22 protein-coding genes and 5 pseudogenes are annotated in these 25,113 nt (G+C 57.6%); 17 read left to right on the plus strand and 10 right to left on the minus strand.

Annotated elements, in window-relative coordinates; translation table 11 throughout:
- The first annotated feature begins 89 nt into the window (after positions 1-89).
- The gene (locus BLL52_RS17685; protein ID WP_075588046.1) at positions 90-749 is read left to right on the plus strand and encodes an LON peptidase substrate-binding domain-containing protein; all 660 of its coding nucleotides are present in this window, start codon (positions 90-92) and stop codon (positions 747-749) included.
- 107 nt (positions 750-856) lie between these two features.
- Positions 857-1,447: a hypothetical protein gene (locus BLL52_RS17690; RefSeq protein ID WP_075587947.1), complete on the plus strand. Its 591-nt coding sequence runs from the start codon at positions 857-859 to the stop codon at positions 1,445-1,447.
- A 17-nt stretch (positions 1,448-1,464) separates the two neighbouring features.
- On the opposite strand, the gene BLL52_RS17695 is transcribed toward BLL52_RS17690, so the two are convergent.
- The gene (locus tag BLL52_RS17695; RefSeq protein ID WP_075587948.1) at positions 1,465-2,613 is read right to left on the minus strand and encodes a DUF2157 domain-containing protein; all 1,149 of its coding nucleotides are present in this window, start codon (positions 2,611-2,613) and stop codon (positions 1,465-1,467) included.
- A gap of 79 nt (positions 2,614-2,692) precedes the next feature.
- Here BLL52_RS17695 and BLL52_RS17700 point away from each other — a divergent pair, with 79 nt between their 5' ends.
- Positions 2,693-4,588 (plus strand): glutamine--tRNA ligase/YqeY domain fusion protein, encoded by a 1,896-nt coding sequence (locus BLL52_RS17700; protein ID WP_075588047.1) that lies wholly within the window; start codon positions 2,693-2,695, stop codon positions 4,586-4,588.
- Positions 4,589-4,677: 89 nt separating this feature from the next.
- Here the strand turns inward: BLL52_RS17700 and BLL52_RS17705 are convergent, their stop codons facing one another.
- Complete coding sequence (locus BLL52_RS17705) at positions 4,678-5,847, minus strand: IS4 family transposase (protein WP_075587949.1); 1,170 nt, start codon at positions 5,845-5,847, stop codon at positions 4,678-4,680.
- A gap of 184 nt (positions 5,848-6,031) precedes the next feature.
- Between BLL52_RS17705 and BLL52_RS22060 the strand changes: the two are divergent.
- Positions 6,032-6,148: pseudogene (locus BLL52_RS22060) on the plus strand (AAA family ATPase); the annotation flags it as partial.
- Between the two features lie 6 nt (positions 6,149-6,154).
- Here the strand turns inward: BLL52_RS22060 and BLL52_RS21790 are convergent.
- On the minus strand, positions 6,155-6,286 hold the full coding sequence (locus BLL52_RS21790; protein ID WP_264568347.1) for a hypothetical protein: 132 nt from the start codon (positions 6,284-6,286) through the stop codon (positions 6,155-6,157).
- Between the two features lie 512 nt (positions 6,287-6,798).
- On the opposite strand from BLL52_RS21790, the pseudogene BLL52_RS20085 reads away from it, so the two are divergent.
- The 7 genes and pseudogenes from BLL52_RS20085 to BLL52_RS17750 all read left to right on the plus strand — a co-directional run bounded on the left by BLL52_RS20085 (position 6,799) and on the right by BLL52_RS17750 (position 14,630).
- A pseudogene (locus BLL52_RS20085) lies at positions 6,799-7,751 on the plus strand (transposase zinc-binding domain-containing protein).
- A gap of 350 nt (positions 7,752-8,101) precedes the next feature.
- On the plus strand, positions 8,102-9,934 hold the full coding sequence (locus tag BLL52_RS17725; RefSeq protein ID WP_173861784.1) for a DEAD/DEAH box helicase: 1,833 nt from the start codon (positions 8,102-8,104) through the stop codon (positions 9,932-9,934).
- 13 nt (positions 9,935-9,947) lie between these two features.
- Positions 9,948-10,556, plus strand: a complete 609-nt coding sequence (locus BLL52_RS17730; protein ID WP_075587953.1) for an ORF6N domain-containing protein — start codon at positions 9,948-9,950, stop codon at positions 10,554-10,556.
- 52 nt (positions 10,557-10,608) lie between these two features.
- Entirely contained in the window at positions 10,609-11,634 is a 1,026-nt protein-coding gene (locus BLL52_RS17735) for a PDDEXK nuclease domain-containing protein (protein WP_338065751.1), read from the plus strand.
- Positions 11,635-11,636: 2 nt separating this feature from the next.
- Entirely contained in the window at positions 11,637-11,909 is a 273-nt protein-coding gene (locus BLL52_RS17740) for a hypothetical protein (protein WP_075587954.1), read from the plus strand.
- Positions 11,910-11,953: 44 nt separating this feature from the next.
- A complete protein-coding gene (locus BLL52_RS17745) occupies positions 11,954-13,018 on the plus strand; it encodes a DNA cytosine methyltransferase (protein ID WP_075587955.1) in 1,065 nt (354 codons plus the stop codon).
- Positions 12,996-14,630, plus strand: a complete 1,635-nt coding sequence (locus tag BLL52_RS17750) for a TIGR02391 family protein (RefSeq protein ID WP_075587956.1) — start codon at positions 12,996-12,998, stop codon at positions 14,628-14,630. Before BLL52_RS17745 ends, BLL52_RS17750 begins: the two co-directional genes overlap by 23 nt.
- A 125-nt stretch (positions 14,631-14,755) precedes the next feature.
- On the opposite strand, the gene BLL52_RS17755 is transcribed toward BLL52_RS17750, so the two are convergent.
- Positions 14,756-14,938: a hypothetical protein gene (locus BLL52_RS17755; RefSeq protein WP_075587957.1), complete on the minus strand. Its 183-nt coding sequence runs from the start codon at positions 14,936-14,938 to the stop codon at positions 14,756-14,758.
- A gap of 109 nt (positions 14,939-15,047) precedes the next feature.
- Here BLL52_RS17755 and BLL52_RS17760 point away from each other — a divergent pair, with 109 nt between their 5' ends.
- Positions 15,048-17,198: a nuclease-related domain-containing protein gene (locus BLL52_RS17760; protein ID WP_083634040.1), complete on the plus strand. Its 2,151-nt coding sequence runs from the start codon at positions 15,048-15,050 to the stop codon at positions 17,196-17,198.
- 69 nt (positions 17,199-17,267) lie between these two features.
- On the opposite strand, the gene BLL52_RS21610 is transcribed toward BLL52_RS17760, so the two are convergent.
- The 6 genes from BLL52_RS21610 to BLL52_RS17785 all read right to left on the minus strand — a co-directional run bounded on the left by BLL52_RS21610 (position 17,268) and on the right by BLL52_RS17785 (position 22,826).
- On the minus strand, positions 17,268-17,438 hold the full coding sequence (locus tag BLL52_RS21610) for a helix-turn-helix domain-containing transcriptional regulator (protein ID WP_420852635.1): 171 nt from the start codon (positions 17,436-17,438) through the stop codon (positions 17,268-17,270).
- Between the two features lie 8 nt (positions 17,439-17,446).
- Positions 17,447-19,162 (minus strand): IS1634 family transposase, encoded by a 1,716-nt coding sequence (locus BLL52_RS17765; RefSeq protein WP_075585441.1) that lies wholly within the window; start codon positions 19,160-19,162, stop codon positions 17,447-17,449.
- A 59-nt stretch (positions 19,163-19,221) separates the two neighbouring features.
- Complete coding sequence (locus BLL52_RS17770; RefSeq protein WP_241839255.1) at positions 19,222-19,554, minus strand: addiction module antidote protein; 333 nt, start codon at positions 19,552-19,554, stop codon at positions 19,222-19,224.
- A gap of 114 nt (positions 19,555-19,668) precedes the next feature.
- Complete coding sequence (locus BLL52_RS17775) at positions 19,669-20,967, minus strand: ATP-binding protein (RefSeq protein WP_075587958.1); 1,299 nt, start codon at positions 20,965-20,967, stop codon at positions 19,669-19,671.
- Positions 20,968-21,147: 180 nt separating this feature from the next.
- Entirely contained in the window at positions 21,148-22,380 is a 1,233-nt protein-coding gene (locus tag BLL52_RS17780; protein WP_075587959.1) for a Fic family protein, read from the minus strand.
- 248 nt (positions 22,381-22,628) lie between these two features.
- The gene (locus BLL52_RS17785) at positions 22,629-22,826 is read right to left on the minus strand and encodes a hypothetical protein (RefSeq protein ID WP_241839274.1); all 198 of its coding nucleotides are present in this window, start codon (positions 22,824-22,826) and stop codon (positions 22,629-22,631) included.
- Between BLL52_RS17785 and BLL52_RS20485 the strand changes: the two are divergent.
- From BLL52_RS20485 to BLL52_RS17815, 5 genes and pseudogenes are all read left to right on the plus strand, one after another.
- Positions 22,822-22,959: pseudogene (locus tag BLL52_RS20485) on the plus strand (transposase zinc-binding domain-containing protein); the annotation flags it as partial. The gene BLL52_RS17785 and the pseudogene BLL52_RS20485 sit on opposite strands and share 5 nt — an antisense overlap.
- A gap of 876 nt (positions 22,960-23,835) precedes the next feature.
- Positions 23,836-24,210, plus strand: a pseudogene (locus tag BLL52_RS17800) (glutamine--tRNA ligase); the annotation flags it as partial.
- A 47-nt stretch (positions 24,211-24,257) separates the two neighbouring features.
- Entirely contained in the window at positions 24,258-24,593 is a 336-nt protein-coding gene (locus BLL52_RS17805) for a type II toxin-antitoxin system RelE/ParE family toxin (RefSeq protein WP_075587962.1), read from the plus strand.
- The gene (locus tag BLL52_RS17810; RefSeq protein WP_075587963.1) at positions 24,590-24,886 is read left to right on the plus strand and encodes a helix-turn-helix domain-containing protein; all 297 of its coding nucleotides are present in this window, start codon (positions 24,590-24,592) and stop codon (positions 24,884-24,886) included. Before BLL52_RS17805 ends, BLL52_RS17810 begins: the two co-directional genes overlap by 4 nt.
- Before the next feature lie 35 nt (positions 24,887-24,921).
- A pseudogene (locus BLL52_RS17815) lies at positions 24,922-25,089 on the plus strand (hypothetical protein); the annotation flags it as partial.
- Positions 25,090-25,113 lie beyond the last annotated feature (24 nt).

Consider the following 25,113-nt stretch of genomic DNA (forward strand, 5'->3'; position numbering starts at 1 on the left):
GTCACACGCGTAAAACACGCTAAATGCGCCGCTCTGCAAGCCTGTATTTTTCGTGGGATCATGGGCGCCACTCCAGACTGATCTCACCTATGACCGACACGCTTGCGCTCCAATCCTTACCGCTGTTTCCACTGGGTACGGTGCTGTTTCCGGGCGGCTACCTGCCGCTGCAGATATTTGAGGTGCGTTACCTCGACATGATTGGCAAGTGCTTCAAGGCTGACACCCCGTTTGGCGTCGTGTCGTTGGACCGGGGCAATGAAGTGCGCCAGGCCCCAAGCAACCAGCCTGCGGGCGAAAGCATTGCGCAAGAAAATTTTTACCCCACCGGCACCCTCGCCCGCATCACCCACCTAAGCCGACCCCAGGCGGGTTTGATGCTGATTCAGTGTACGGGCGAGCAGCGGTTTACCGTCAGCAACCACCATTTGCTCAAGCACGGCCTGTGGGTGGCCGATGTGGCGCTGCAGCCGGACGACCAAAAAGTCACCATTCCGCCAGACCTGCTGCCCGTGGCCACCACGCTCAAGCGGGTGATTGAAACCCTGAATGAGCAGGAACTGGAGGCCGATCAAATACCCATTCAGCCGCCGTATCAACTGGATGACTGCGCCTGGGTGGCCAACCGCTGGTGTGAGCTGTTGCCGATGGCGCTGGAGCTCAAGCACCGACTGATGGCGCTGGACAACCCGCTGGTGCGCCTTGAACTGGTCAGCGATCTGCTAGAGCGCAACGGCATTTCTACCTGAGGCTACCGCGCCAGGCAACTGGCCTGCGGCTCGCTTGTGAGAGCTTGCATAATCGTCTTTCCTGGCACACCATCGCCCAAAAGTCGTTATTTAACCGGTGACCCATCATGAGTATTCGCTACACCAACGTCATCAACCACCTGCCGCAGACCAAGATGCGGATTTACCCCACCAAGGTGATCAACATCATTGGCGGGCCGGGTAGCGACAAGTCACTTTTTTCAGCGGCCATGGTGCTGCAATTAAGTTTGCACGGCAAAACGGTTGAAACCATTCCCGACTTTGCCAAATCACTGGTGTGGCAACAAAACTTTGAGGTGCTGAAAAACCAGTATTTCATTGCCCAGCGGCAGTTTGAAATGCTCAGCCTGATTGATGGCCAGGTGCACTTTTTGATCACCGAATGCTCTTTGCCACAGGTGCTGTTCTACAACGAGAACTACGCCGACAACATCTGCGACGTGGCCAAAACCCGCGAGCAGATCTTGGAGTGGTATCGGCAAAACGACAACATCAACATCTTGGTCAAGCGCGGCAACAAAAAGTATGTGCGCAGCGGACGTTTTCAGGACGAAGAACAGGCTCGCGAGGTAGACCAGGGCCTGCGCGAGATTCTGGTCCGCGAGAAGCTGCCCTTTACCGAACTCGCGCCTGACCTGCAAGCCATCCACGCCTTTGCCAAAACGCTAATGGAATAACGCGCGGCTTGCGGCACTTACCGGGGCCGCAAGCCCTCTGGCAGCCAACTTGCGAAGTAGCCGCTGATGCGCTCCTCGTAGCGCTGCCACCAGATGCCCAGCGCCACCAGCCCCAGGCCAATCAGCGTCAGGACAAACGCAAAAGCCAGGCTGTCGCCAAACACCCGGTGCGACAAGTAGCCCAGGTAACCCGCCACACCCAGCCCGCCAAACACGGTAAACACCCGCCGCCCAATCACCGCCCCGGCAAACACCAGCACCAGGTTGATCAGGCAGTACAGCGCTTTGCCAAGCTCTGAGTCTGAGTTGCGCCAACTCAGGCCGCCCCAAAACATCACCGTGCCAAACAGATATAGCCAAAAAGCGTAGTCCTGCCGCCACTCGGGCGCTTGCGCCTGGCGGCTGCGCGCATCGACCCACAGGGCAATAAACACCGTGGCCATGCCAAACACCAACGACACATCACGCATGAACTCAAAGTCCCACTGCTCACCCTGCTGCATCAGGCCATTTGCGGCGTCCATGCTCAGGTACCACAGCGTCACCGCAATCGGCATCACCATAAAAGGCAGGCGGTAGCGCCACAACATCAGCACACCAGCGGCCAGCGTCACATATTCCAGCGTCAGCCAGCGCCAGTTGATGTCGGCGTGGTACGCCGAGTAGCCAAGTGGCCCGCCCGGCGGCCACCAGCCCATGCCCTGCTGAAAACACCACACCACCAGCGGCACCAGCACCACCGCCAGCGTGGCCAGAATGCCGGCCGGCACCGGCAAGTGGCGGCTTTTCAGGTGGTCCGCCACCTTCAGGCAGGCCACCAGATAAGACGCGCTAATGGCCATCAAGCCCCAGGCACCGAAGGCGTCCCAGCTCAAGGTCATGAACAGCGTCATGGCCCCTATGGCCACCATGCCGCCAAAGTAATACAAGGTGTTGGTGAAACTGAAGCGCGGCGCGCTCGCGTACGCACCTGCTGGTGCATCAACAGCTGGCCGGGCAACCTGCGGCGCGGCGTTGGCTTGCTTTGCCCAACGCGCCCAAAGCGCTTGCGCCTGCAGCCGCGTGATCACACCGTCTTGCGCCGCCTGCAACAAGTCACGCTGGCCCACCTGCGCGACAGCAGGCGTCGGCTTCTCGGGCGGGTTAGCGGATGGGGTTTCAGGCATATTGAACTCTGTGGTAAGCGCACACAATGAGCGGCCACAAATCATAGCTAACGTAAGCACGCCGCCTAAAATCGCGCACATGAGCCACCCCACCCCACCCCAAAACCAAGCAGCCGCAAGCCAAGCGGCGCCTGACGCCGTCAAACCCAGCAACTTTTTACGCCAGATCATCGAAAACGATCTGGAAAAAGGCACCTACGCATCCCGCCACTGGGCCGGTAGCCCCGGCGATGCCGCCCACCAAGCCGCAGGCGAACCCGACCCAGCCAGAATCCGCACCCGCTTCCCGCCCGAGCCCAATGGCTACCTGCATGTGGGCCACGCCAAAAGCATCTGCATTAACTTTGGCCTGGCGCGTGACTATGGCGGCGTGTGCCACCTGCGCTTTGACGATACCAACCCCGAGAAGGAAGACACCGAGTACGTCAACAGCATCGTCGAATCAGTGAAGTGGCTGGGATTTGATTGGCGCCAGCCCGGCAACGACAAGCCCTACCAGGCCAGCGACTACTTTGACTTCATGTACCGCGCAGCCGAATGCCTGATTGAAGCCGGCCACGCCTATGTGGACGAACAAACCGCCGAAGAAATCCGCGTCAGCCGGGGCGACTTCGGCAAGCCCGGCGTTAACAGCCCCTACCGCGACCGCACACCCGAAGACAACTTGCGCATCTTGCGCGAGATGCGCGACGGCCAGCATGCCGATGGCTCGATGGTCTTGCGAGCCAAAATTGACATGACCAGCCCCAACATCAACATGCGCGACCCGGCCATCTACCGCATCCGCCGCGCCACCCACCACAACACGGGCGACAAATGGCGCATCTACCCGATGTACACCTTTGCCCACCCGCTTGAAGACGCGCTGGAGCAGATCACCCACAGCTTTTGCACGCTTGAATTTGAAGACCAGCGCCCGTTTTATGAGTGGGTGCTGGAGCGGCTGATTGAAAAGAAAACGCTGCCAGATGGCCGCGTGGTGGGCGGCCTGCTGACCGCACCGCCGCCGCGCCAGACCGAATTTGCCCGCCTGAACCTCACCTACGTCATCACCAGCAAACGCAAACTCGCCCAACTAGTGAACGAAAACAAAGTCAACGGCTGGGACGACCCGCGCATGCCCACCATCGTCGGTCTGCGCCGACGCGGCTACACACCAGAGGCGCTGCAAGCCTTTGCCGAACGCATTGGCGTGACCAAGAGCGACAGCTGGATCGATTACGGCACGCTCGAAGGCTGTCTGCGCGAAGACCTGGAGCTCAAAGCCCACCGCGGCATGGCCGTGCTCAACCCGGTCAAACTGGTGCTGACCAACTGGGCCGAGGTGTTTGGCAGCGACGCCCACCAAGAGCCCTGCACCCAGCCCGCCCTGCCGCACGTGCCTGAAGGCATGGAACCACCCGCACCGCGTCACTTCTCAGTAGGCAAAGAAGTGTGGATTGAGCGCGAAGACTATGAAGAAGTGCCGCCCAAGGGCTACAAGCGCTTGGTTCCCCCAAGCATTGACGGCAACGGCAATGCGGTCCCAGGAAGCAAGGTGCGCCTGAAAGGCGGCTACGTGATCGAATGCACAGGCGCTATCAAGGATGAAGCAGGAAACATAAGCAGCGTAAGGGCTACCGTCATTCCAGACACCAAGAGCGGCACCCCCGGCAGCGACCGGGTCAAGGTGAAAGCCGCCATCACCTGGGTGGGCGTGGCTGATGGCGTGCAGGCCGAAGTGCGCCTATACGACCGCCTGTTCCTGGACGCGCAGCCTGACGCGGGCGGCAAGGACTTCCTTGACCTGCTGAACCCAAACAGCCTGAAGGTGGTCACCGCGGTCGTGGAGCCTTCGCTGGCCAACGCCCTGCCCGGCCAGAACTTCCAGTTTGAGCGGCATGGGTACTTTGTGGCGGATCGGGTGGATCACATGCAGGGGAATAAACCGGTGTTTAACTTGTCGGTGGGGTTGCGGGATAGTTGGGGGAAGTAGAGTCTGTGATCATGTCTAGAAACATGAACAGAATCCCAGCAATAACGGATCGGGGAACAAAAGCGCAATCAGTAGTGTCCCAACGTTCTTCAGAGGAGAGCGAGCTGATTTGACTCGAAATCCGACTCGGGATTTTTCGATGGTGGCGTAAGCAGTTGATTTATTGGGATATTTTCAAACATGGACAGACTCAGGATTTGTAGAATTTCGTACAGGCTGTGATCATCAAGATGCAAGCGTTTCTTTGCGATGGCAATGAGCAGATATGTCGATATGGCAATCCATATCTGCGTCTTCACGGCGTTCTCGCTGGTGCCAAAGAACACCTTGATGCGCAAGTGCTGCTTGATCCATTTGAAGAACAACTCCACCTGCCAGCGTTGGCGGTAAAGATCGGCAATCAGCTCGGGCTTCAAGCTGAAATTGTTGGTCAAAAACACCAGCCGTTTTCCGCTGTCGTCCTTGACCACCACCCGGCGCATGGTCGCGGGGTAATCCTTGCTCGACTGATAGGTTGTCAGCACGCCGGTCTGATCGCACAGCACTGCAGTACCCACGCGGTCCACCGGATGCGAGTAACGTCGCTTGAACTTGGTGTTGCTCTTGGCGCGGGTGACAAAGAAGGCTTGCGCCTCGTGAATCACGAACACCCTTGCGAAGTCCAGGTAGCCCCGATCCATCAGGTAAAACGCGCCCGGCTCCAGCACCAGATCGTCCATCACATTGACCTCGTGCGTCTTGCCGTCGGTGATGTGAATGAAACTGGGGATGTTGCCCCTCAAATCCAGCAGCGTGTGCAGCTTGATGGCCGCCTTGGTCGACCGAAATGGTGCCCATGCAAACACCGACAGGCACAGGTCAATGGTGCTGGCATCGAACGCGTAAACCGCCGCGTCGAGTTCCAGTCCGAACGGCTCCGTGGCATACAAGGGACGTGCCAAACCAATCAGGTGTTGTGCAAAGTCGGCGTAGATTTGCCATGGGCGTGTCGCGTTCGCATTGGCCAGCGTATTGCGCGATATCGTCTGACAACGAAAGCCCATGTGGTACAGCCGCCGAGCCTGAGCGCGAAGGTTGACTTCGATGTCGCGCAAGGACTCGCGGTAGGTCAACTGCGCAAATGCCATGGCGAAGAATTGGTCCAGGCACGAGAAGTCCTTGACCTTGTGTTCGCCGTTGTGATCGGCCACACAGCGACGAAACGTGCTCAGTGGAAGGTACAGCATGAGTTGCGCAAATACGAGCGTGCCTTTGTGCATGACGGTTTGGGGCGGGAATCCGCAAAAAACCGACAGTCTGACGCACCATGACGTTCAAATCGAGACCAGACTCAAACACCAAATTTAACAACCAAATCAAGAGCTTACAACGTTCCGACAAGACAACGTTGGGACACTACTGAAGCGCAATGAAGAAACTTAAACACCCACTAGGGCTCTTACCATGCTGACTAGACTCAGAGTTCAGGGCTTCAAAAGCCTCATAGATGCTGAAGTTCGATTCGGGCCGTTCACGTGCATAGCTGGTGCGAACGGCGCGGGCAAGTCAAATTTATTTGATGCAATCTTATTCTTGCGTGATCTTGCAGACTTCCAAAATTCCACCGCTGAAGTCGTCGCGCGCCACCGCCTGCTGCAGTTTGGCGAACTGGGTTTTGACGCGCTGGGCGTCTAGGTGGTGGTGGGTGAGCAGGCGCATGGGCGGGATTCTAGGGGCGGTGCCGGGGTCCATGTTGCGGGAAGCTGCCTTTGAAGAGGCGAGTTACACGGTTTGAGTGACAAATAGGGCTGTAGCCCCCGTGGAATATGCGCATAAAGCTATCAATAGCAGAGCAGATCGTGACCGACTAGCAATTCACCCAAGTTTAAAGTGTCGCGATTCTCAATCTCGCAAGCCAGCTTCGGTGTGCAGGAAACACCGTCCTTGCAAAGCCATGAACAGCGCAGAGCCGCACAGACAGGCGCTTGCCGCGCATAGCTGTACAGGAACACAGCTTTAGTGGCAGTGCCAGTCTGTAGCCAAACTGGCGCAGCCCCATGCAAGGCCCGCCTCACCGATCACCGCAGCGTTTAAACCAGCACCCGCGTGGGCACCAGCATGCCCCGCTACGCCCTCAATCTGCGCGAGTTGCCGCGGCCACTCAGCCCACTAAATCCACTAAATCCACTAAACCCACCAAAGCCTACAACCCCCGCCACCCCGAGCGCACCTTGCTATACCGCACGATTGCCGAGCACTTCGAGACCTGGTTTGAGCTGGCCAGCGCCGGCCAGTTCGACGGCCAGGGCGACCACCACACCCCACCTGCGTATGTCGAGAAGACGTTTCGCAAGTATCTGGAATGCGGCATCTTTGCCCACGGCTTTGCGTGCGTCCGGTGTGACGACTGTGGGGACGACTTCCAAGGCCCCACGGTCGCTCACTGCGTGTAGCTTCCTGCCCCCAAGGGGCTGCAGCCTTGCTTGGGGCGGCCCGGCACGGCGGCTAGTCGCCTTCTCCTGCAAAAGCCGTGGCGTCTGCCCCTCGTGCAACACGCGGCGCATGGCCGAGGCCGCAGCTCACCTGACGGACCCTGTATTTCCCCGCTTGGCCAGTGCGCCAGTGGGTTCTGTCGGTGCCCAAACGGCTGCGCTACTACCTGCAGCGCGACAAAGGCGCACTCAATGCGGCGCTGCGTATCTTCTTGCGGATGGTGCAGCAAAGCCTGCAGGCCCATTGCCCCGGTGCGGCACAGTGTGACCCGGCCAGTCTGCACCTGGTTGCCGTCGCCTTGCGTCCACCGCTTTGGTGCCAGCCTGAACACGCATGTGAACCACGGCCACCATCGCACTACCTGTGGGCCGCGCTCATTGCGCGCATTTATGAGGTGTTCCCGCTGCTGTGCCCAATGTGCGGGGGCCAGATGCGCCTCATCGCCTTCATCGCCTTCATCACCTTCATCGCCTTCATCACCTTCATCACCTTCAGTGCCGACATTCACAAAATTCTGGAGCACATCGGGGTCGACCCCGAAGCGCCGCGCATCGCCCCCGCATGCGGGCCACCGCTGTGGGATGACTGCGCTGCGCAGGAGTCGGGCGAGGGTGTGGAGGCTGCGCCGGACTGGGATCTGGCAAACCAATCACCGCCCGACTACCCCGACGATCAGCGCACTGCTTGGTGAACTCGAATTGGGTCGCGACGACTGCGCCGGGGTAGGGTTGTGTTCTTCGGCAGCCTGGCGCGTGGTTTGCGATGAGGGGGCGCAGATTCCTGGAAATTCAGACTTTCACCTCAGAGAAAACCCGTTTTTCAGGACGGTTTGGGGTGCGACACTTTGCCCCATGCGGTTGAAAGTCCTATCCGTGTGCTGCGCACAACCATGTTCCTCCAGTCCCACTGCACAGTGTGGACCCCATCGCCACCACCCAACCCAGGCCGGCTGGCGGCGCTCACACTTCTAGCAATTTGTTACAAAAAAAGAGGGCGGGTTCATAATGCGCCACAAACCATCTCAGGGGCGGGATAACAACAATGGCTACCTTGATACCGGCGCTTGGCGCCTGCGTGTCGCGCATGACGCAAGGCGAGAAGCGCCTGGCCGAACGGCTGGAACAAAAGCTCGACGCCGACTACCTGCTCTGGTACGACGTGCCGGTTGGCCCAAATCAGTCACACCCCGATTTTGTCGTGATGCACCCCCGGCGCGGCTTGCTGATTCTGGAGGTGAAAGACTGGAAGCCCGACACCATCCGCCAGGCCGACAAGCTCAACTGGGTAATTTTGGACCACGGCCAGCCCAAAACTGTCGCCAGCCCCATTGAGCAAGCCCGCCAATATGCCCACACCGTGGTCGATGCCCTCAAGCGCGACCCGCAGCTGGTACAGGCCGACGGCAAACACCAGGGTCAACTCGCCTTTCCGTGGAGCTACGGCGTGGTGTTGCCCAACCTCACGCGCAAGCAGTTCATGGACGGGCAATTGCACCGCGTGATCGAGCCGAACCGCGTCGTCTGCCGCGATGAAATGACCGATTCGGTGGACGCCGAAGACCTGCAAAGCCGCCTGTGGGGCATGTTCCCGTTCATGATGGGCGGCGTCATGAGCCTGCCGCAACTCGACCGCGTGCGCTGGATCATGTTCCCCGAGGTGCGGGTGCAGACGCAAGGCGCGCTGTTTGACGACAACGACGGCGAGGCCGAGCTGCCCGACATCATGCGCGTGATGGACATTCAGCAAGAGCAACTGGCCCGCAGTTTGGGCGATGGCCACCGCGTGATTCACGGCGTGGCTGGCTCGGGTAAAACCATGATCTTGGGCTACCGCGCCGAGTATCTGGCCAAGGCGCACACGCCCACGTCCAAACCGATCCTGATCCTGTGCTTTAACGAGCCGCTGGGCGTGACGCTGGACTCTGTCATGCATGCCAAAGGGCTGGCGGACAAGGTACATGCGCGGCATTTTCACAAGTGGTGCCGCGACCAGCTGGTGGCCTACGGGCAGACACTGCCCGCGCCCAATCTGCCGGTGGACGCCAAGATGGCCGATATGGTGCAGCGCGTTATCCGCGCTGTGGACCGCAAGCAAATCCCATCCGGCCAATACCAGGCCGTGATGATTGACGAGGGCCACGACTTTGCGCCCGAATGGCTTAAGCTGATCACGCAAATGGTGGACCCGACCACCAACAGTCTGCTGCTGCTGTACGACGATGCGCAAAGCATTTATGAGCGCCGGCATTCACGTGATGGCAGCAAGCAGTTCAGCTTCAAAAGCGTGGGCGTGCAGGCGCAGGGCCGCACCACTATTCTGAAAATCAACTACCGCAACACCCGGCAGATTCTGCAAACCGCCAGCCTGATAGCGGCCGACCTGCTGACCGCCGACGACAAAGACGACGACGGCATCCCGCTGGTCAAACCCATCAGCTGCGGGCGCGACGGGCAAGCGCCGCTCATCATCCGCCTGCCCTGTCTGCGCGACGAAGCATTTGCCATAGCCGACCACCTGGCCAGCGCCCATAACGAAGGCTTTGCGTGGGGCGACATGGCGGTGCTGTGCGCCGACTGGGCCACCATGGACCTGTGCGCCAGCGCCCTGGCCCAACGCAAGCTGCCGCACCGCGTGCGCAAACGCAGTGGCGACTACCAACCCGGCGCAGACGCCATCCAAGTGATGACCATGAAAGTCAGCAAAGGCCTTGAATTCCCCGTGGTGGCGCTACCCGGCGTGGGGCACATGCCTGCGCCCGACGAGGATGAGAAGGAAGCGGCGCGGGTGTTTTATGTGGCGGCGACAAGGGCTACGCAGAGGTTGGTGCTGGGGGTGGGTGGGGATGGGGGGTTTGGGGTTAGGCTGGGAACATGAAAAGGCAAGCAACATGAACACGAACAACACATTACTGGTGCCGCGTATTGAGAGCCGTATCCAAGTGATTCGCGGCCAGCGGGTCATGATTGATGTGGACTTGGCTACGCTGTACGGGGTGCAGACCAAGCGACTGAACGAGCAGGTCAAACGCAACCGGGACCGCTTCCCCAGCGACTTCCTGTTTCAACTCACACAGGATGAGAAAACTGAGGTGGTCGCAAATTGCGACCACCTCCAAAACCTGAAGTTTTCCAAGGCGCTGCCGTTTGCGTTTACCGAGCACGGGGCGATTCAGGCAGCTAATGTGCTGGCGTCGAGCCAAGCTGTGGAGATGGGCATCTATCTAGTGCGCGCGTTTGTGCAGTTGCGCCAGTCACTATCTGCAAATGTGGATGTCGCCAAGCGCCTGGCCGATTTGGAGATGAAGACCGAATCGCTAGAGATGTCGCACGATACGTTTAGCAGGAACACCCGGCTGCAGTTGCGCCAACTGCTGGACGCGGTGCGTGAGCTGACCACACCACCGGAGCCGATCAAACGACCCATTGGGTTTCTGACGCATGAGGATAAGGTGGGCCACAAGTCCGGCAAGGCGATCAAAGAAAAGAAGTCTCCGTGAGCGCCTTATCAAAACTTCAAGACAAATACCGGTCATGAAAAAGGCAACCACTATGAACGAGGCAACAATCTTGACAGCCACAGCGGCGGCGCCCACTCCTGCCGACAACCTGCACGCCGAACTGCGCAGCCTGATTGCCAGTAGCCGCCAGCGGCTGGCGGGTGCGGTGAATGCGGAGCTGACGCGGCTGTATTGGAGCGTGGGCAAGCGCCTGCACACCGAGGTGCTGGGCGGTGCTGACCGCGCCAAATATGGCGACCAGCTTGTCAAGCGCGTGGGCGAGCAACTGGCGCAAGAATTTGGCCGTGGCTTTGAGGCCAAAAACCTGCGCCGCATGGTGCAGTTTGCACTGGCTTTCCCAGACGTGGAGAAAGTCGCATCACTGATGCGACATTTGAGCTGGACGCATTTTTTGCAACTCCTGCCCCTCAAAGCTGACTCGGCGCGCTGGTTTTATGCGCAGCAAATTGTGGAATCACGCTGGAGCGTGCGCGAACTCCACCACCAGATAGAACGCAAAGCCTTCGAGCGCACCGAACTCGCCAGCCTGCAAGCCCCCAACCCCGTTCGGGCTGAGCCTGTCGAAGCCAGCGCCTCCACCCCCGCCCAAGTCTTCAAGGACCCGTATTTTTTAGACTTCCTGGGCCTGCGCCAAGGCCACGACGAAGCTGATTTGGAGGCCGCCATCCTGCGCCAGCTAGAAGCTTTCATTTTGGAACTGGGCCGTGGCTTTGCGTTTGTGGAGCGCCAAAAGCGCATGGTCATCGACGGCGAGGACTTTTACCTCGACCTGCTTTTTTACCACCGCCGCCTGCGCCGCCTGGTGGCCGTAGAGCTGAAGCTGGGCCGCTTCAAAGCCGCCCACAAAGGCCACTCCCATTACCATTGGCCTAATTTTGTGCGCCGAATCCAGCCGCGAACAAGTGGAGCTGCTGCAAATGCACAAAGACGGCATCACTGTGGCCGAATACTGGACCGAGCTGCCGCCCAAGGCGGAGCTGAAGCAGCACCTGCATCAGGCTTTGATCGAGGCGCGCGAGCGGCTGGCGAGGCGGGGGGTGTTGCTGGAGGGGGGTGAGGATGAGTGATGTGCTCAAACGCTGGAAATTCCCCATGGTGTCGCTACCCGGCGTGGGGCACATGCCTGCGCCCGGCGAGGACGAGAAGGAAACGGCGCGGGTGTTTTATGTGGCGGCTAATCGGGCTACGCAGAGGTTGGCGATGGCCGCAGAAGGTGGGAGTGACTTCGCGATACGGCTGATTTACTCTTCAGTGGAGAAGTCGTTATCGGTTAGCTCCTGCACGTACCATCAAGCAAACACCGTATGGTTTAACCAACTGTCGAGTAAATAGCGACTGATAAATTCTTACCCGATATGCACTAAATATTCAAAAATATGAGAAAAAAACAATACACGGCAATTGATCTATTTTCCGGTGCAGGAGGCTTAACTCTTGGATTAAAGAGTGCTGGTTTTAAAGTTTTAGCGGGTGTTGAAATTAGCCCGATTGCTGCAAGTACATATCGCGCCAATCACCCCGACATAAAATTAATCGAATGCGATATTAAAAATCTGTCAGAAACTGAAATCCTCAAAGGTCTGAAGTTGAAGCGAGGCGAGCTAGATCTGCTTGCAGGTTGCCCGCCTTGTCAAGGGTTCTCTACCCAAAGAACTAGAAACAAAGTCGCATCGATTACTGATGACCGTAACGAACTCATATTTGAATTCTTGAGAATTGTTGAGATTACTTTTCCAAAAACAATCATGCTGGAAAATGTTCCGGGCTTAGCCAAAGATTGGCGAATAACCTCTTTGCGCGAAAAACTGTCCCTCCTTGGCTACGTTATTGATGAAGACTTTGCACAGGTCAAAGATGCCGCCAACTATGGCGTTCCGCAGCGCCGACGTCGACTTTTAGTCAAAGCATCACGCCTTGGTTTGATTTCAAATCCTAGGCCTTCTCCTTTAAAAAATACTGTTAGAGCAACTATTTCACAACTCTCAGAACCGGGGACAAGCGGCGATAGTTTGCATGACATCGTAGAAAACCGCAGTGAGAAGGTAAAGAAAATAATGTCTCTCGTACCCAAGAACGGAGGATCGAGATCAGATATTCCCAGGGAGTATTGGCTTGAATGTCACAAAAGGAACGAGGCAGGCTATCGCGATGTATATGGAAGAATGCCTTGGGATGATGTAGCACCCACAATTACTGGTGGCTGCCACAATCCGTCGAAGGGCCGATTCATCCATCCTGATCAAGATCGAGCAATAACTTTGAGAGAAGCAGCGCTTCTCCAAACGTTTCCTCAGAATTATATTTTTTCTCTGGACAAAGGAAAAGACGCCGTTGCCTTAATGATTGGCAATGCGCTTCCTCCCGAGTTCATTAAGCAACATGCCGCACAGTATTTGATTCATCTTAAGGAGGTTACCCGTGAGTCTGTCCCTCAAATTTGACCCAAAGACAATTGAACACTTGGGTGTCAAGATGTACGCGACACTCCCGCCCGCCCTTGCAGAACTGATATCAAACGCCTACGACGCGGACGCTAGCGAAGTCACGGTCTCTTTTCTTGAGCAGAATGGCACCCCCAAAGCCATCACCGTGGAAGATAACGGAACGGGGATGTCGCTAAACGATATCCAGGGCAAGTTTTTGGTAATTGGCAGGAACAGACGAGACGAAGGTGATATTCCATCCGCAAAATTTAGACGACTCGCTACCGGCAAAAAAGGTTTGGGCAAGTTAGCGCTATTTGGTCTCGCTAAGGAAATCAGTGTGGAGACCGTTAAGGATGGTCTCCGAAACAGGTTTCGACTGAACTGGGACGCACTGCTAGCCTCCGCTGACATATACAATCCCCAAGTGGATGTTGAAGATAAAAAGGTTAGTCAGGAGCCGAAAACGATCATTCAACTTACCGAACTAAAGCGAAAAAGTCCATTTGACCTGGAGGCGATAGCCGATAGTCTTTCCCGCATATTTATCGTTGATTCCAATTTCAAAATTAGACTCAAAGATGGGAAAGGTCGCGTAATTACTATTTTAGAAGACCGGCGTTATTCAAATATAGAACAACAATTCACATGGAGTGAAGATGATCTGATCGAGTCTGATAGTGAGTATTTTGGAAAAGTAAAAATATTCTTAGCAACCGGAGTAACTCCAATACCACCTAGCTCCGGCTTACGCGGTATCGCTTTATTCTCAAGAGGGAAGCTAGTCAATGCTCCCGAATATTTCGCTGATAGCACATCAAGTCATTTCTATCAATACTTAACCGGTTGGATTAAGGCTGATTTCATTGATTTGCTCGACGAAGATGTAATCTCCACCAATAGACAAGCCCTCAACTGGGATCAGCCTGAAATGAGCAAGTTTCGGGAATTTCTTTCAACGCTCATTGCACGGGTTGGTCAGGACTGGAGAAAACGCCGAGCTAACAAAAAAGACAAAGATGTCGAAAAGGTAACGGGCATCAACAAGGAGCATTGGTTTAGCACGCTCCCCCCGGATATAAAAACCTCTGTTGAGGCAATTGTTAAGAAGATGGGGGAAAGTGAAGAGGTCTCAGAGACATTCGCGCCCGTAGTGATGGCTTTGTACGCGATTGTTCCGGAATACCCTCTATTGCATTGGCGCCATTTGCATGCGTCTATCAAAGATGGCGTTTTCGAATACTACAAAAATCAGCAGTACGGGCATGCTGCCGATCAAGGGGCCAAGCTATACGCTGCATTTGTTCGCAAGTTAGCGGCTACAGATAAAGATGGAGTGGAATTGGCAAATTTTTTCAGCTTCACCTACGACACCATAGCCAGGAAATGTTCCAAGTCGCCGACTATTCCAGTAAATGATTTGAGTACTGACTCCTTACGGAACGTACAAGAAGGGCAAGGTGCCCTGACACGTGGGCTTATGCAGGGCTTCCGCAACCCCATTAACCACGCGCCTATGTCGGCAGTAGTACCAAGCTTGATCTCAGAGCTTGATTGCTTAAACATTTTGAGCCTGGTTTCATATTTGGCCAATAAGCTTGAGTACGCGGAAAATTTGTCCAAACCCTAACGTGCCATTGCTGTGCGATCTGACTGGAGAGGCGGTGGGATCTGCCGCCCGAGCAGGCTAACGCTGCAATTTTGATAGCTGCTTGCGCATCTTGCACGTAAGCTAGAGGCCTATTTGACCAACAATTACCCTGTACACCGCCCCCCTCCCGCCAGCTTGCGCAGCGCCCGGCGCGCCAGCAGGTCGTTGATATTGCGCAGCGACGTGTCCGCCGAGCAACTACCAATAGCCGCCCACTTGGCGTTGGTTCGCTTGCCCGCCATGCCGTCCAACACCCGGTTCAGCACCAGGGTCTGCGGCGCATGCATGGGGGTACCAGCCCAGCGCTGCCAGAACTAGGCCATGTAGAGGCAGTGCAAAATTCGAAAGTTGTCTCAGTTGAATACCAATTACTACGAAGCACGCTTTCATCGTCGTATGCAAATTGATGCGGATCTGGTTGCGGCCGCAGAACACACAGCGACGGCTTACCTTGATGGCAAGCCTGTACATCAAGGTCAGCACAAAGTCACTAGAGCACAGCGCCAGGCCGCCTTCTGGTCCAGCAGCTACCTGAGCAATCTGCCAGCGGCTGCATGGCAGTCGCAGACGATGATGCTTGCGCTGGCGCAATACTTGGGGCAAGAGCGCGTGTCCAACATGAAAATGCTGGCCAACGTGGCTAGCGTTGCCCCCGAAGTGTTGATCTGCGCAGTGCGCTGTTCTGGCCTGGTGCTCACCCAGCATTCGCCCAGGCGCACTGAGTTGGACCTGCTTGCGGCGGACAACCCGCTTATTGCGGAGTTGTGTAAAGTGCTGGATATTTTTGATCTGGCACATCGGCAGCGGACAAGCGCCGTCTTCATGTGGCAAAGCCAACTAGCGGAGTTGTCGCCTCTTGAGCTGCTGATCTATGCCAGCCTTCACGCGTTTGAACATTGGATACCCAAAAGGTTTGGGGCAGCAGCCCAATCTGACGATGCGAATGACGGGGCGGATTGGGATGCGGTCAACGATATCCTGCTCTGGAAGCTGTCAGCCTGCACCGACGAAGCGACGCGGCTTACCGAGTCCGTCATCGGCCAGTCACTCGCCAAGCACTTGTCACCCTTCCTGTTCCCATCGCCCGCTGGGCAACCCGCCCGCCGCGACTTGCGCGAGGCGTTTGCCAACCTGTTGGCGGCGCAGATGGAGTTGAATAGCTTTGTGGCCCAGTCCGCCAACGCCTTCAGCTACGACCACAGTATTGAATTTGTGCGTTTGGGGGAGCGGCTTGAGATCAACGTGCTGGATGTTGCATCCTGCGCCGCCTGGCACCGCAATGGCCGCAAGCTGGCCGCGCTGCACAACTACTGGCACTACCGTGCCGTGGACGCGTTTGTGGATTCCGGCATGGCAACGCGGCAGATTGGCAGCACTGCCAACCACGCACTCAACCAGGTGGCCTACATCAAGGCGCTGCGCACGCAGTTGCAGTTGACCGAGGTGTATGGCGTGAGCGATACGGTCACCACCGACGCGGGCGACACCGTGCCGCTGTTTCAGGCGCTGCTGTCGCTGGAGTTGATGAATGTGCATTTTCAGCGGGATTTTCTGGAAGCCTATATGCAGCATCTGCGCACCACGGGCAACTGGGCTATGGCACTGAGCGTGATGGCGATGAACGGCTTGAGGGATGGCAACCAAATTCGCTTCCCACTGACTTGGTCAAGCCGCGATTCCAAGGTTTCCAACATGGTTGGCTGGACGGTCACGCCAGAGTTTCCAAAAGGTAACCCGCGCTATGCTGCGGCGATTGTTGATTTTTGGACCAGCGACTGGAGCAAGCTGGCGGCCCAATTGCAGGGCGATGCGCCAGGTCAGACGCCTGAATTGCTGGAGCGCCCGATTCTGAAAATGGGCCAGACGTTGGTGCAATTGCCTTGGATGGTGAGCCTGCAAAACAACAGCACGGCGGCCATCAACAACCTGCGGCGCTTGGGTGCGCGGCGCAATGAGGCACGCGCCGAGACTCAGCGCATAGAAACACAGCTGGGTGCCAAGCTGGAGAAGCGGGGTTTCAAAGTGGTGTTGAACTGGAGCCCGCCCGTGGCGCCAGACGGCAATGCCGGTGAAGTGGACGTGATTTGCGCACGCGATGGCACGGTGCTGGTGCTGGAGGTGAAGTCCACCTACCTGCGCCGCTCCCAGCAAGACGCCTGGCAGCACGAAACCACCACGCTGCGCAATGCGGGGCGGCAACTGCAGCGCAAGGTAGCGGCCGTGCAGCAGGCCTTGATAGATCAACCCGAATTGGCGAAACGCCTTGGGCTGGAGACTGGGGCATCGGCCATTACGGTATGCGGCTGGATTGTGGACACCAGCATCGAATGCGACCATCAGCGGTTTGGCGGTTTTCTGAAAGTGTCTTTAGAAGAACTGCTGATTGCGCTAAACGATAACCGCCATTTGCTGCACGACCCGGAAGGGCTGTTTTCGCAAAGTGCGCCCGGAGACAGAGCCGAGCCGCAAAGCCTTTACCCGCAAGGGTTTAACGCCCAACGATTGAATGAGGTGGTGGAATCGCAGGCGGTTTGGGATGACGTTTGACTGGCGATTTGCTGCGAATTTGATAGCTGCTTGCGCACATTCCACGAGGGCTAAAGCCTTATTTGGCACTCAACCCTGAACCGGCCGAGCCCCCACGTTGAACTGCAAGCCCAGCGCGTGCATGACTTTGATAACCGTCGCAAAGCTGGGGTTGCCTTGTTCGCCGAGGGCTTTGTAGAGCCCCCCAAGTTCGACACTTCCTGCACGCAAGTGATTGATTTCATTAGAAACGGACTTCAAAGCGTAGACTACAAAACAGGCTTAGCCAAGTCAGACGGGGTTGGCGGTGTCAAATCCAGTGCGGTAAACAGCGACTTCTGAGCCGGTGTGATCTCAGTTAAACCCGCCAGCGTTTTGCCATCGCCGCTCTGCACGGTCTGCTGATGAATGCGCTTGAGGCTCTCCAGCAGCGTGCTGGGCGACTCGGATCGCTTCGCAGCTTTCAGGCGCATGCGCATCACCCGGTACAGCACTAGCGCCATGAAGCAAATCAGTGCATGCGCGCGAATGCGCTGAGGCAGCCGGTGGTACACCGGGCCAATCTCGATGTCAGATTTGAGCACCCGAAATCCCCGTTCAATATCGGCCAGACTCTTGTAACGCTGCACCACCTCAGCCGCTGGTGCATTGGTGTTGGTCACCAGCAGCAACTTGCCATCGAGTAGTTCCAGGTAGCGCTTCTTATCCTCATCAATTGAATAGCTGAACAGGTCGGCCTTCAAATCCACCTTGATCAAATGCGCCATATGCGCGTCTTTGACTGCATGGTAGAAGCGTGCTTTGGTCCCCGAATCCGACATCGGGCGGCCTTTGCTTTTGTTCTTTTGACCCGCGCGTTGACTCTCGTCTTGCGCATCGAGTTTGACACTGCACTGCTGGCCCAATTTGAGCAACTCTGCCATCGTGTTGTCACGCGCCGTGGTGCGCCGGTTGGCAGCCACCGGGTCGTGTGCGACCACCAGACGGCTATCGCTCCATTTTGTTTCACCGCACCATTCTTGGGTGGCATCCTGGCCCTTATGCAGTTTTTGCAGATCATCTGCAAAGTCACCATAACGCGCCGCCGGCACCGCCAGGATGTACTCAACGGCGACATCACGGCCATCCTTTTTCAACTGGGCCTGCAACTTGTCCAACTCTTCAATGTTGGCCGTGCTGAGCAGCCCCCGATCGGCAATCAGCACCACACGCTTGAGCGGGTAACGCACCAACAACCCCCGAATCATGGGCAGCAGGGTTTTGGCCTCTGCCGTGTTACCGGGATGTACTTCATGCGCGATGGGCAGGCCCTCGCAGGTTTGCACCAAGGACAACATGAACTGGCGCTCAATCAGGCCCGACTTGGCCAAGCCGTAAGCGCGCACATCGTCTTGCAAATCCGTCTGTCCGGTGACCGCAACCGTGGTGAGGTCATAAAACACCACCGAGAGGTCTTGGTCAATCAGCGGACGCATGAGCGTGGCCAGTCGGAGCTTGAGTTTGTCGCTGTGCTCATCGAGTACATCCATGGCGCGCAACAGGTGCTGATGCTCAGTGACGATGCCAGAGCCTGCGGGCAAAGCCACGGTTTGCAGCCAGCGCAGCACACCGAGTTTGCTGCCAGGGTCACACAGGCGGTTGAAGACCATCAGGCGCAAACAGGTCAGAACATCAATCTCTGTTTTGGAGCGCCGCCAAGAAGTCGCCAAATCATCAAAGCCCAAGGTTCGCCAGAGTTCAGACAAGGCCCAGATGTCACCAGCATGGCGACTGTCAGTAAAGCGCAGGTCATCAAGTGCAGACGCAGCAGGGGCAATACCTCGGGCGCGTTGCAAGGAGGCAATCAGGGTGTCAACGTCGCCGCCGGACTCCAGACGACCCAGGGTGCAGACGGTGCGCTGGCGGGGTTTGCCTTCATCATTGCGAAAGGACTCCACCAACTGGGCGTAGCGGCGACCGCCAGACTGGGTGACTTTGATGAACATGGCGCTGAGTGTAGCGCAAGTCAGAAAAAACGAAACTACCCACCAAATGAAACGTGCCACTACATGCACTTTTTGCTTTCAACCAGAAAATCAACGTAAGTGGTTGAATTCATTGGTAAGCCAGGGCGGGAAAACCAGGAATTCGGAAAAACAGTGTCGAACTTGAGGAGCCCTTCTCGGGTGATGCCGGTGTCGCGGGCCAGCTGCATCATGCCGCGCGCCCGTGCAATGTCGCCAACGGCTTTGGTGAACAAGGCGGCGTCTTCTGGGGCTTCGTCCATGCAGGCCTGGAGGTACTGCGCGCAGTCTTCGTCAGATTGCAGATAGTCGGCGGCTTCAAAGGGTTTGATGCCAAGTTGTGCGGCGGCGGTGGGGTTCATCACGCCAGCCATGTGTCGAAATCGGCTGTGCGGAGGATTGGGAGCATGGTTGAAATGTAATCTATGGTTTACGAATTTGCAAGTAAGCAGAGTTTCCTGAAAGGCATTTGTGGTGTCCAAATCAGGCTACGCAGCGACTTGCTTTTCGCGCTTCGGCGCCCCCACCCCCGCCTCCCACAACATGGACACCGGCGCCGCGTGCAGTTTCTCGTCAAACGGGGTGATGCGGTCGTGGTCGTGCAATACCAGGCCGTGGACGAACTTGTCGCCCACGGCGGCTTGCAGTTGGCGCAGGCCGCGCAGGTCTTGTGGGCGCACGGTGGCCGAGGCTTTGACTTCAATGCCAATGACCCGCCCGCGCCGGTCTTCTAGAACTAAGTCCACCTCGTCTTGGTCTTTGGTACGAAAGTGGGAGATGCGCAGCCGTTGGTCTGACCAGGTGGCGAGTTTGAGCACTTCTGACTCCACAAAACTCTCGAGCAGCGGGCCATAACTGGTACGGTCTTTCTGCAACTGGGCGGCGGTGTCTCCGCGCAGGGCAGCCAGCAAGCCGGTGTCCAGAAAATGCAGCTTAGGTGTTTTGGTGAGGCGGCTCACGGCGTTGTGCGACCACGGGGGTATTTGGCGCAATAAAAACAAACGCTCCAATATGCCCACATACTTTTGCGCCGTGGGCGCGGTCAGGCCCAGCGCCGCGCCATAGCTGCTGTGGTTGACCAACTGCCCGGCGTGGGCGGCCAACACATCAAGCAGGCGGGGCATGCGGTCCAGCTGGTCGATGTTGGCAATGTCGCGCACATTGCGGTCCAGGATGAGCGCCACATAGTCCTCCAGCCACGCCTGTCGGCGGCTGGCGCTGGTGCGCCGCAGCGCTTCGGGGTAGCCTCCGCGGAGCACACGTTCCATCAGGGCATCGCCCACCACCGGGTTCACCGCTGGGGGCAGTGCATCGCCGTCGAACAGGCGGTCCAGCAAATCCCCCGGCGCACCTGCCAGCTCGGCTTGGGCAAAAGGCAGCAAGGTGATCACCGCCAGTCTGCCTGCCAATGAGTCGGCAACGATAGGCAGTGCCATCAGGTTGGTGGAGCCCGTGAGCAGAAAGCGGCCAGGGGCTTGGTCTTTGTCCACACTTTCTTTGATGGCCAACAACAGGTCGGGGGCGCGTTGCACCTCATCGATCACCGCGCTTTTCAGACCGCGCACAAAGCCCGCCGGGTCTGCCCGTGCGGCTGCCAGCGTGGCGGGGTCATCCAGCGTGAGGTAGGGGCGTTCGCTATTGGCGTAAAGCCGGGCCAGCGTGGTCTTACCCGCTTGCCGTGGGCCAACCACCAGCACCACGCGTGTATCTTGCAAAGCGGTAGTGATTCGGCTCTGCGCGTGGCGGGCAATGGTGCCGTTGGGTGAAGGGCTTGGTTCGGGGGTCATGCGCAAAAATCTATGGCAAAGAACTGCGTCCAATTAAAACCTAAATATCGACCGATTCAAAATATAAATCCGTCCAATGCAAACTTTCATGAGAAACAGTTCGGCTAATTACGGACAAAATGGGGTGTGTGTGCTATCATAATAATAGCTTCTTGTGCAGGCTAGACGAGCGCTACAGTCCTATTTGACCAACAAATACCCGGTACTGCGCCCGCCGCCCTCCAGCTTGCGCAACACCCCACGCGCCAGCAGGTCGTTGATATCGCGCAGCGCCGTGTCCGCAGAGCATTTGCCAATCGCAGCCCACTTGGCATTGGTCAACTTGCCCTCCATGCCGTCCAGCACGCGATTCAACACCAGCGTCTGCCGAGCGTTCATGGGCGTGCCCGCCCAGCGCTGCCAGAACTGTGCTTTGTCCAACACGCCCGCCAGTAACCCATCGGCGCCCTGCACGGCGCGCAGCAGGCAGGCCAAGAACCAGCCGAGCCACGGCGTCACGTCCAGCGTGCCGCGCTGGGTGGCTTCTAGCTGGTCGTAATACTGTTTGCGTTCGCGCTGTATCTGGGCGCTGAGGCTGTAGAAGCGCTGGTTAGCTTTGTGCCCCCGCGCTCCGCCGCTCCGCGGGTCGCTGCCCCCCTGGGGGGTGCTCGCGCCTTGGGGCGGCCCGGCGGCGCTCAGCCCTTCCGCGCGGGCCAGCGCCATGTCGCCCACGGCGCGGCTGATGCGGCCGTTGCCGTCGTCGAACGGGTGCAGGGTGACGAGCCACAGGTGGGCCAGAGCGGCGTGGATGAGAGGGTCGCTTGTTGGAATGACTGGGGCGGCGTTAAACCATTGCAAGAAGGCGGCAGTCTCTGTGGGTAGTGCGGAGGCGGGTGGTGCCACAAAGTGCACCTTCTCTTTGCCCACGGGGCCAGACACCACTTGCATGGGGCCAGCCGTGTCGTTGCGCCAAGTGCCCACCTGTATGCGCCCGCGCCCGCTGTAGCCGGTGGGGAACAGCGCCGCATGCCAGCCAAACAGGCGCTCAGGTGTCAGCGGCTGGGCGTGGCGCTGGGTGGCGTCTAGCACCATGTCCACAACGCCTTCTACATTGCGGTCCGCCGGAGCCAAATCTTCCTGTTTCTCGCCAATGTCCACACCCAGCTTGCGTGCGATGGATGATCGCACGGCGCTCAGGTTAAGCGCTTCGCCTTCGATGGCGCTGGTGGTGATGACTTCTTGCGTCAGGGCTTGCAGTGTGGCCTGGTCGCGCTGCGCCAGCCCCTGCTCGGCCATGCGGCCCATTAACTGCCCCTGCGCGCGGTGCACCTGCGCCAGCGGCGCGGCCAGCACAGCCGCGTCAAACCGCCACTGCGGCCAGTCGGTGCGCTGCCAGAGGTAGGTGCGGCGGGGTTGGGGTTTGTGGGAAAGCATGCGGCGATTATGCGTTTTATTCACCGCATTAAGTGCGGTGAATAGGATGGTTATTCACCGCAGAGTCAGTAGATATGCTCTAGTATTAATAGCTGCTACCGCACATTCCACCTGGGCTAGCGCCAGATTCGTCGCGAAATCAAATGAGCGTTATCGCTTCGCGCAGCATGTCCGCCGTCATCGGCAGTCCCCGTATCTCAAATGCCGTGATCAACTCTTGCGCCGATCGCGTGGGGTTGGTCTGCCACTTACAGCTCCAGCCCCAGTTCTTCAGACAACTTGGTCAGGTCTTGGAGAGACAGTTCCAATTGCTGCTGCTGCGCGGCCTGGTAGCGGCGTAGCTCTTCAAATTCGATGCGGCGGTGACGGTTAACTTTGCGGCATGCCAAGCGGTTGGCCTCGATCTCCTGCCCAGGCGTTCCGACAGATCGTTTCGGTAGCGGCATCTTTGCCCACGGCTTTGCGCGAGTCCGGTGTGACGACTGCGGTGTCGACTTCCTGGTCGCCTTCTTCTGCAAAGGCCACGGGGTCTGCCCCTCGTGCAACACCCGCCGAATGGCCGAGGCCGCAGCGCACCTGGCCGCGCCAAAAGCTGCCGTCATTGCGAGGCAAAAGCCTTTAGCCGCGAGGAGCGTAGCGACGTGGCGGGCAGCGACGCGGCAAACCAGAACTTGCGGGCTCATGGATTGCCACGGCCTTCGGCCTCGCAATGACGGAAAACCCACACCACCTCGCCCACCTCGCCCACCATCGCACTATCTGTGGGCCGCGCTGATCGCCCGTATCGACGAGGTATTCCCGCTGATCTGCCCGCACTGCGGAGGCCAGATGCGCCTCATCGCCTTAGCTGCTACATAACTTCAGACTTCCTGATGCGCACGGAATCCATTTGGCATGGTGAAAGCCTGGTTGTGACTTTGTGGGAGGGCTGGCAAGCCCGAATTCGCGGCTGCCGCCGCTCCTACAAGTGCCAGTCCTATTCCTGAAAAAAGCAAACTGTGCCTATACGCATCAAGAAGTCTGAACTTAAGCACAAGTTAGTCTTCGCTGAAACTTCGCTTTCATCACCTTCAGCGCCGATATTCACAAGATACTGGAGTACATCGGGGTCGAGACGCAAGCCACACGCATCGCCCCGGCACGCGGGCCACCGCTGTGGGAAGGTGAAGGTGCGCAGGAAACGGGCGAGGGTGTTGAGGCTGCGCCAGACTGGTATCTGGCAAACATACACCGCCCGAGTACCCCGACGATCAGCGCACTGCTTGGTGAACTCGAATTGGGTCGCGACGACTGCGCCGGGGTAGGGTTGTGTCCGACGGCAGCCTAGCGCGTGGTTCGCGATGCTGTGGCGCAAATTCTGGGGGATTCAGACTGTAATCTCAGGGAAAACCCGTTTTTCAGGCCGGTTTGGGGTGCGAAACTTGGCCTCATGCGGTTTGGATGTCCTATCGGTTCATCACCGAAGTACTGGCCACCGTGGTGCCCGACACCAAAAGCGGCACCCCCGGCAGCGACAGCGTGAAAGTGAAAGCCGCCATCACCTGGGTGGGCGTGGCCAACGGCGTAAGCGCCGAAGTCCGCATGTACGACCGCCTGTTTTTGGACGCCCAGCCGGATGCGGGTGGCAAGGACTTTATCGAGAGCTTGAATCCGAACAGCTTGAAAGTGGTGACGGCGATTGTGGAGCCGTCATTGGCGAATGCGACACCGGGTCAGAAGTTTCAGTTTGAACGGTATGGGTACTTTGTTGCGGATCGGGTGGATCACGTGCAAGGCAGTAAACCGGTGTTTGATTTGGCAGTGGGGTTGAAGGATAGTTGGGGAAATTGATTTTTTGGCCTCAAAATTCAACTTGAAAACTTATCAGTATTGATAATATGAAGCGTATCCAGTGGCTGGGGACCTCGCTCAATACGGTTCGCGAGTTTCCAGACGATGCGCGCGCCTTGATTGGTCAAGAGCAACGCATGGTGCAAAGCGGTTTGATGCCAAGTGACTTCAAGCCTACGCCTACGGTAGGCTCTGGTGCCTATGAGATCAGAGTGCGGTCAGGCAATCAGTACCGGGTGATTTACGTGGCCAAGTTTTCGGGTTCAGTTTATGTACTGCACTCTTTCGGCAAGAAAACGCCAAAGACTACGCAAGCTGACCTGGATGTTGCCAAGAGCCGATACGCCGCCATGTTGATTGAGCGCAAGGAGAGAAAATCATGACCAAGAACCTGAATGTCGTTGTCGGTAGCGATAACGTTTTTCTCGACCTCGGCTTCCCCGAGGCACAGGCGCAAAACCTGCTGCTGCGGGCGGACTTGGTGGTGCATATCCGTAAGGTGATTGACAAACTCGGCATCACACAAGCCGAGGCCGCACAGCGCACCGGAATCACCCAGCCCCGCATGAGTGACCTGATCAAGGGCCGCACGCACAAATTCACTCTGGACGCACTGGTCAACGTAGCCGCGCAACTGGGCTACACGGTGAAGCTTTCTTTGAAGAAAGTCGCCTGATGCTGCAACCTGCCGCACAGAAATCCAACCACTCGAAAGTGTTGACGGCGTTTGTGGAGCCGTCATTGGCTTCTGCTGCGCCGGGCCAGCAGTTTCAGTTTGAGCGGCATGGGTACTTTGTGGCGGATCGAGTGGATCACGTGCAAGGGAGTAAGCCGGTGTTTAACTTGGCGGTGGGGTTGAAGAATAGCTGGGGGAAGTAACGTCATGCACAATGCATTTCCAGA

The organism is Rhodoferax antarcticus ANT.BR (assembly GCF_001938565.1).
GTDB lineage: Bacteria > Pseudomonadota > Gammaproteobacteria > Burkholderiales > Burkholderiaceae_C > Rhodoferax > Rhodoferax antarcticus.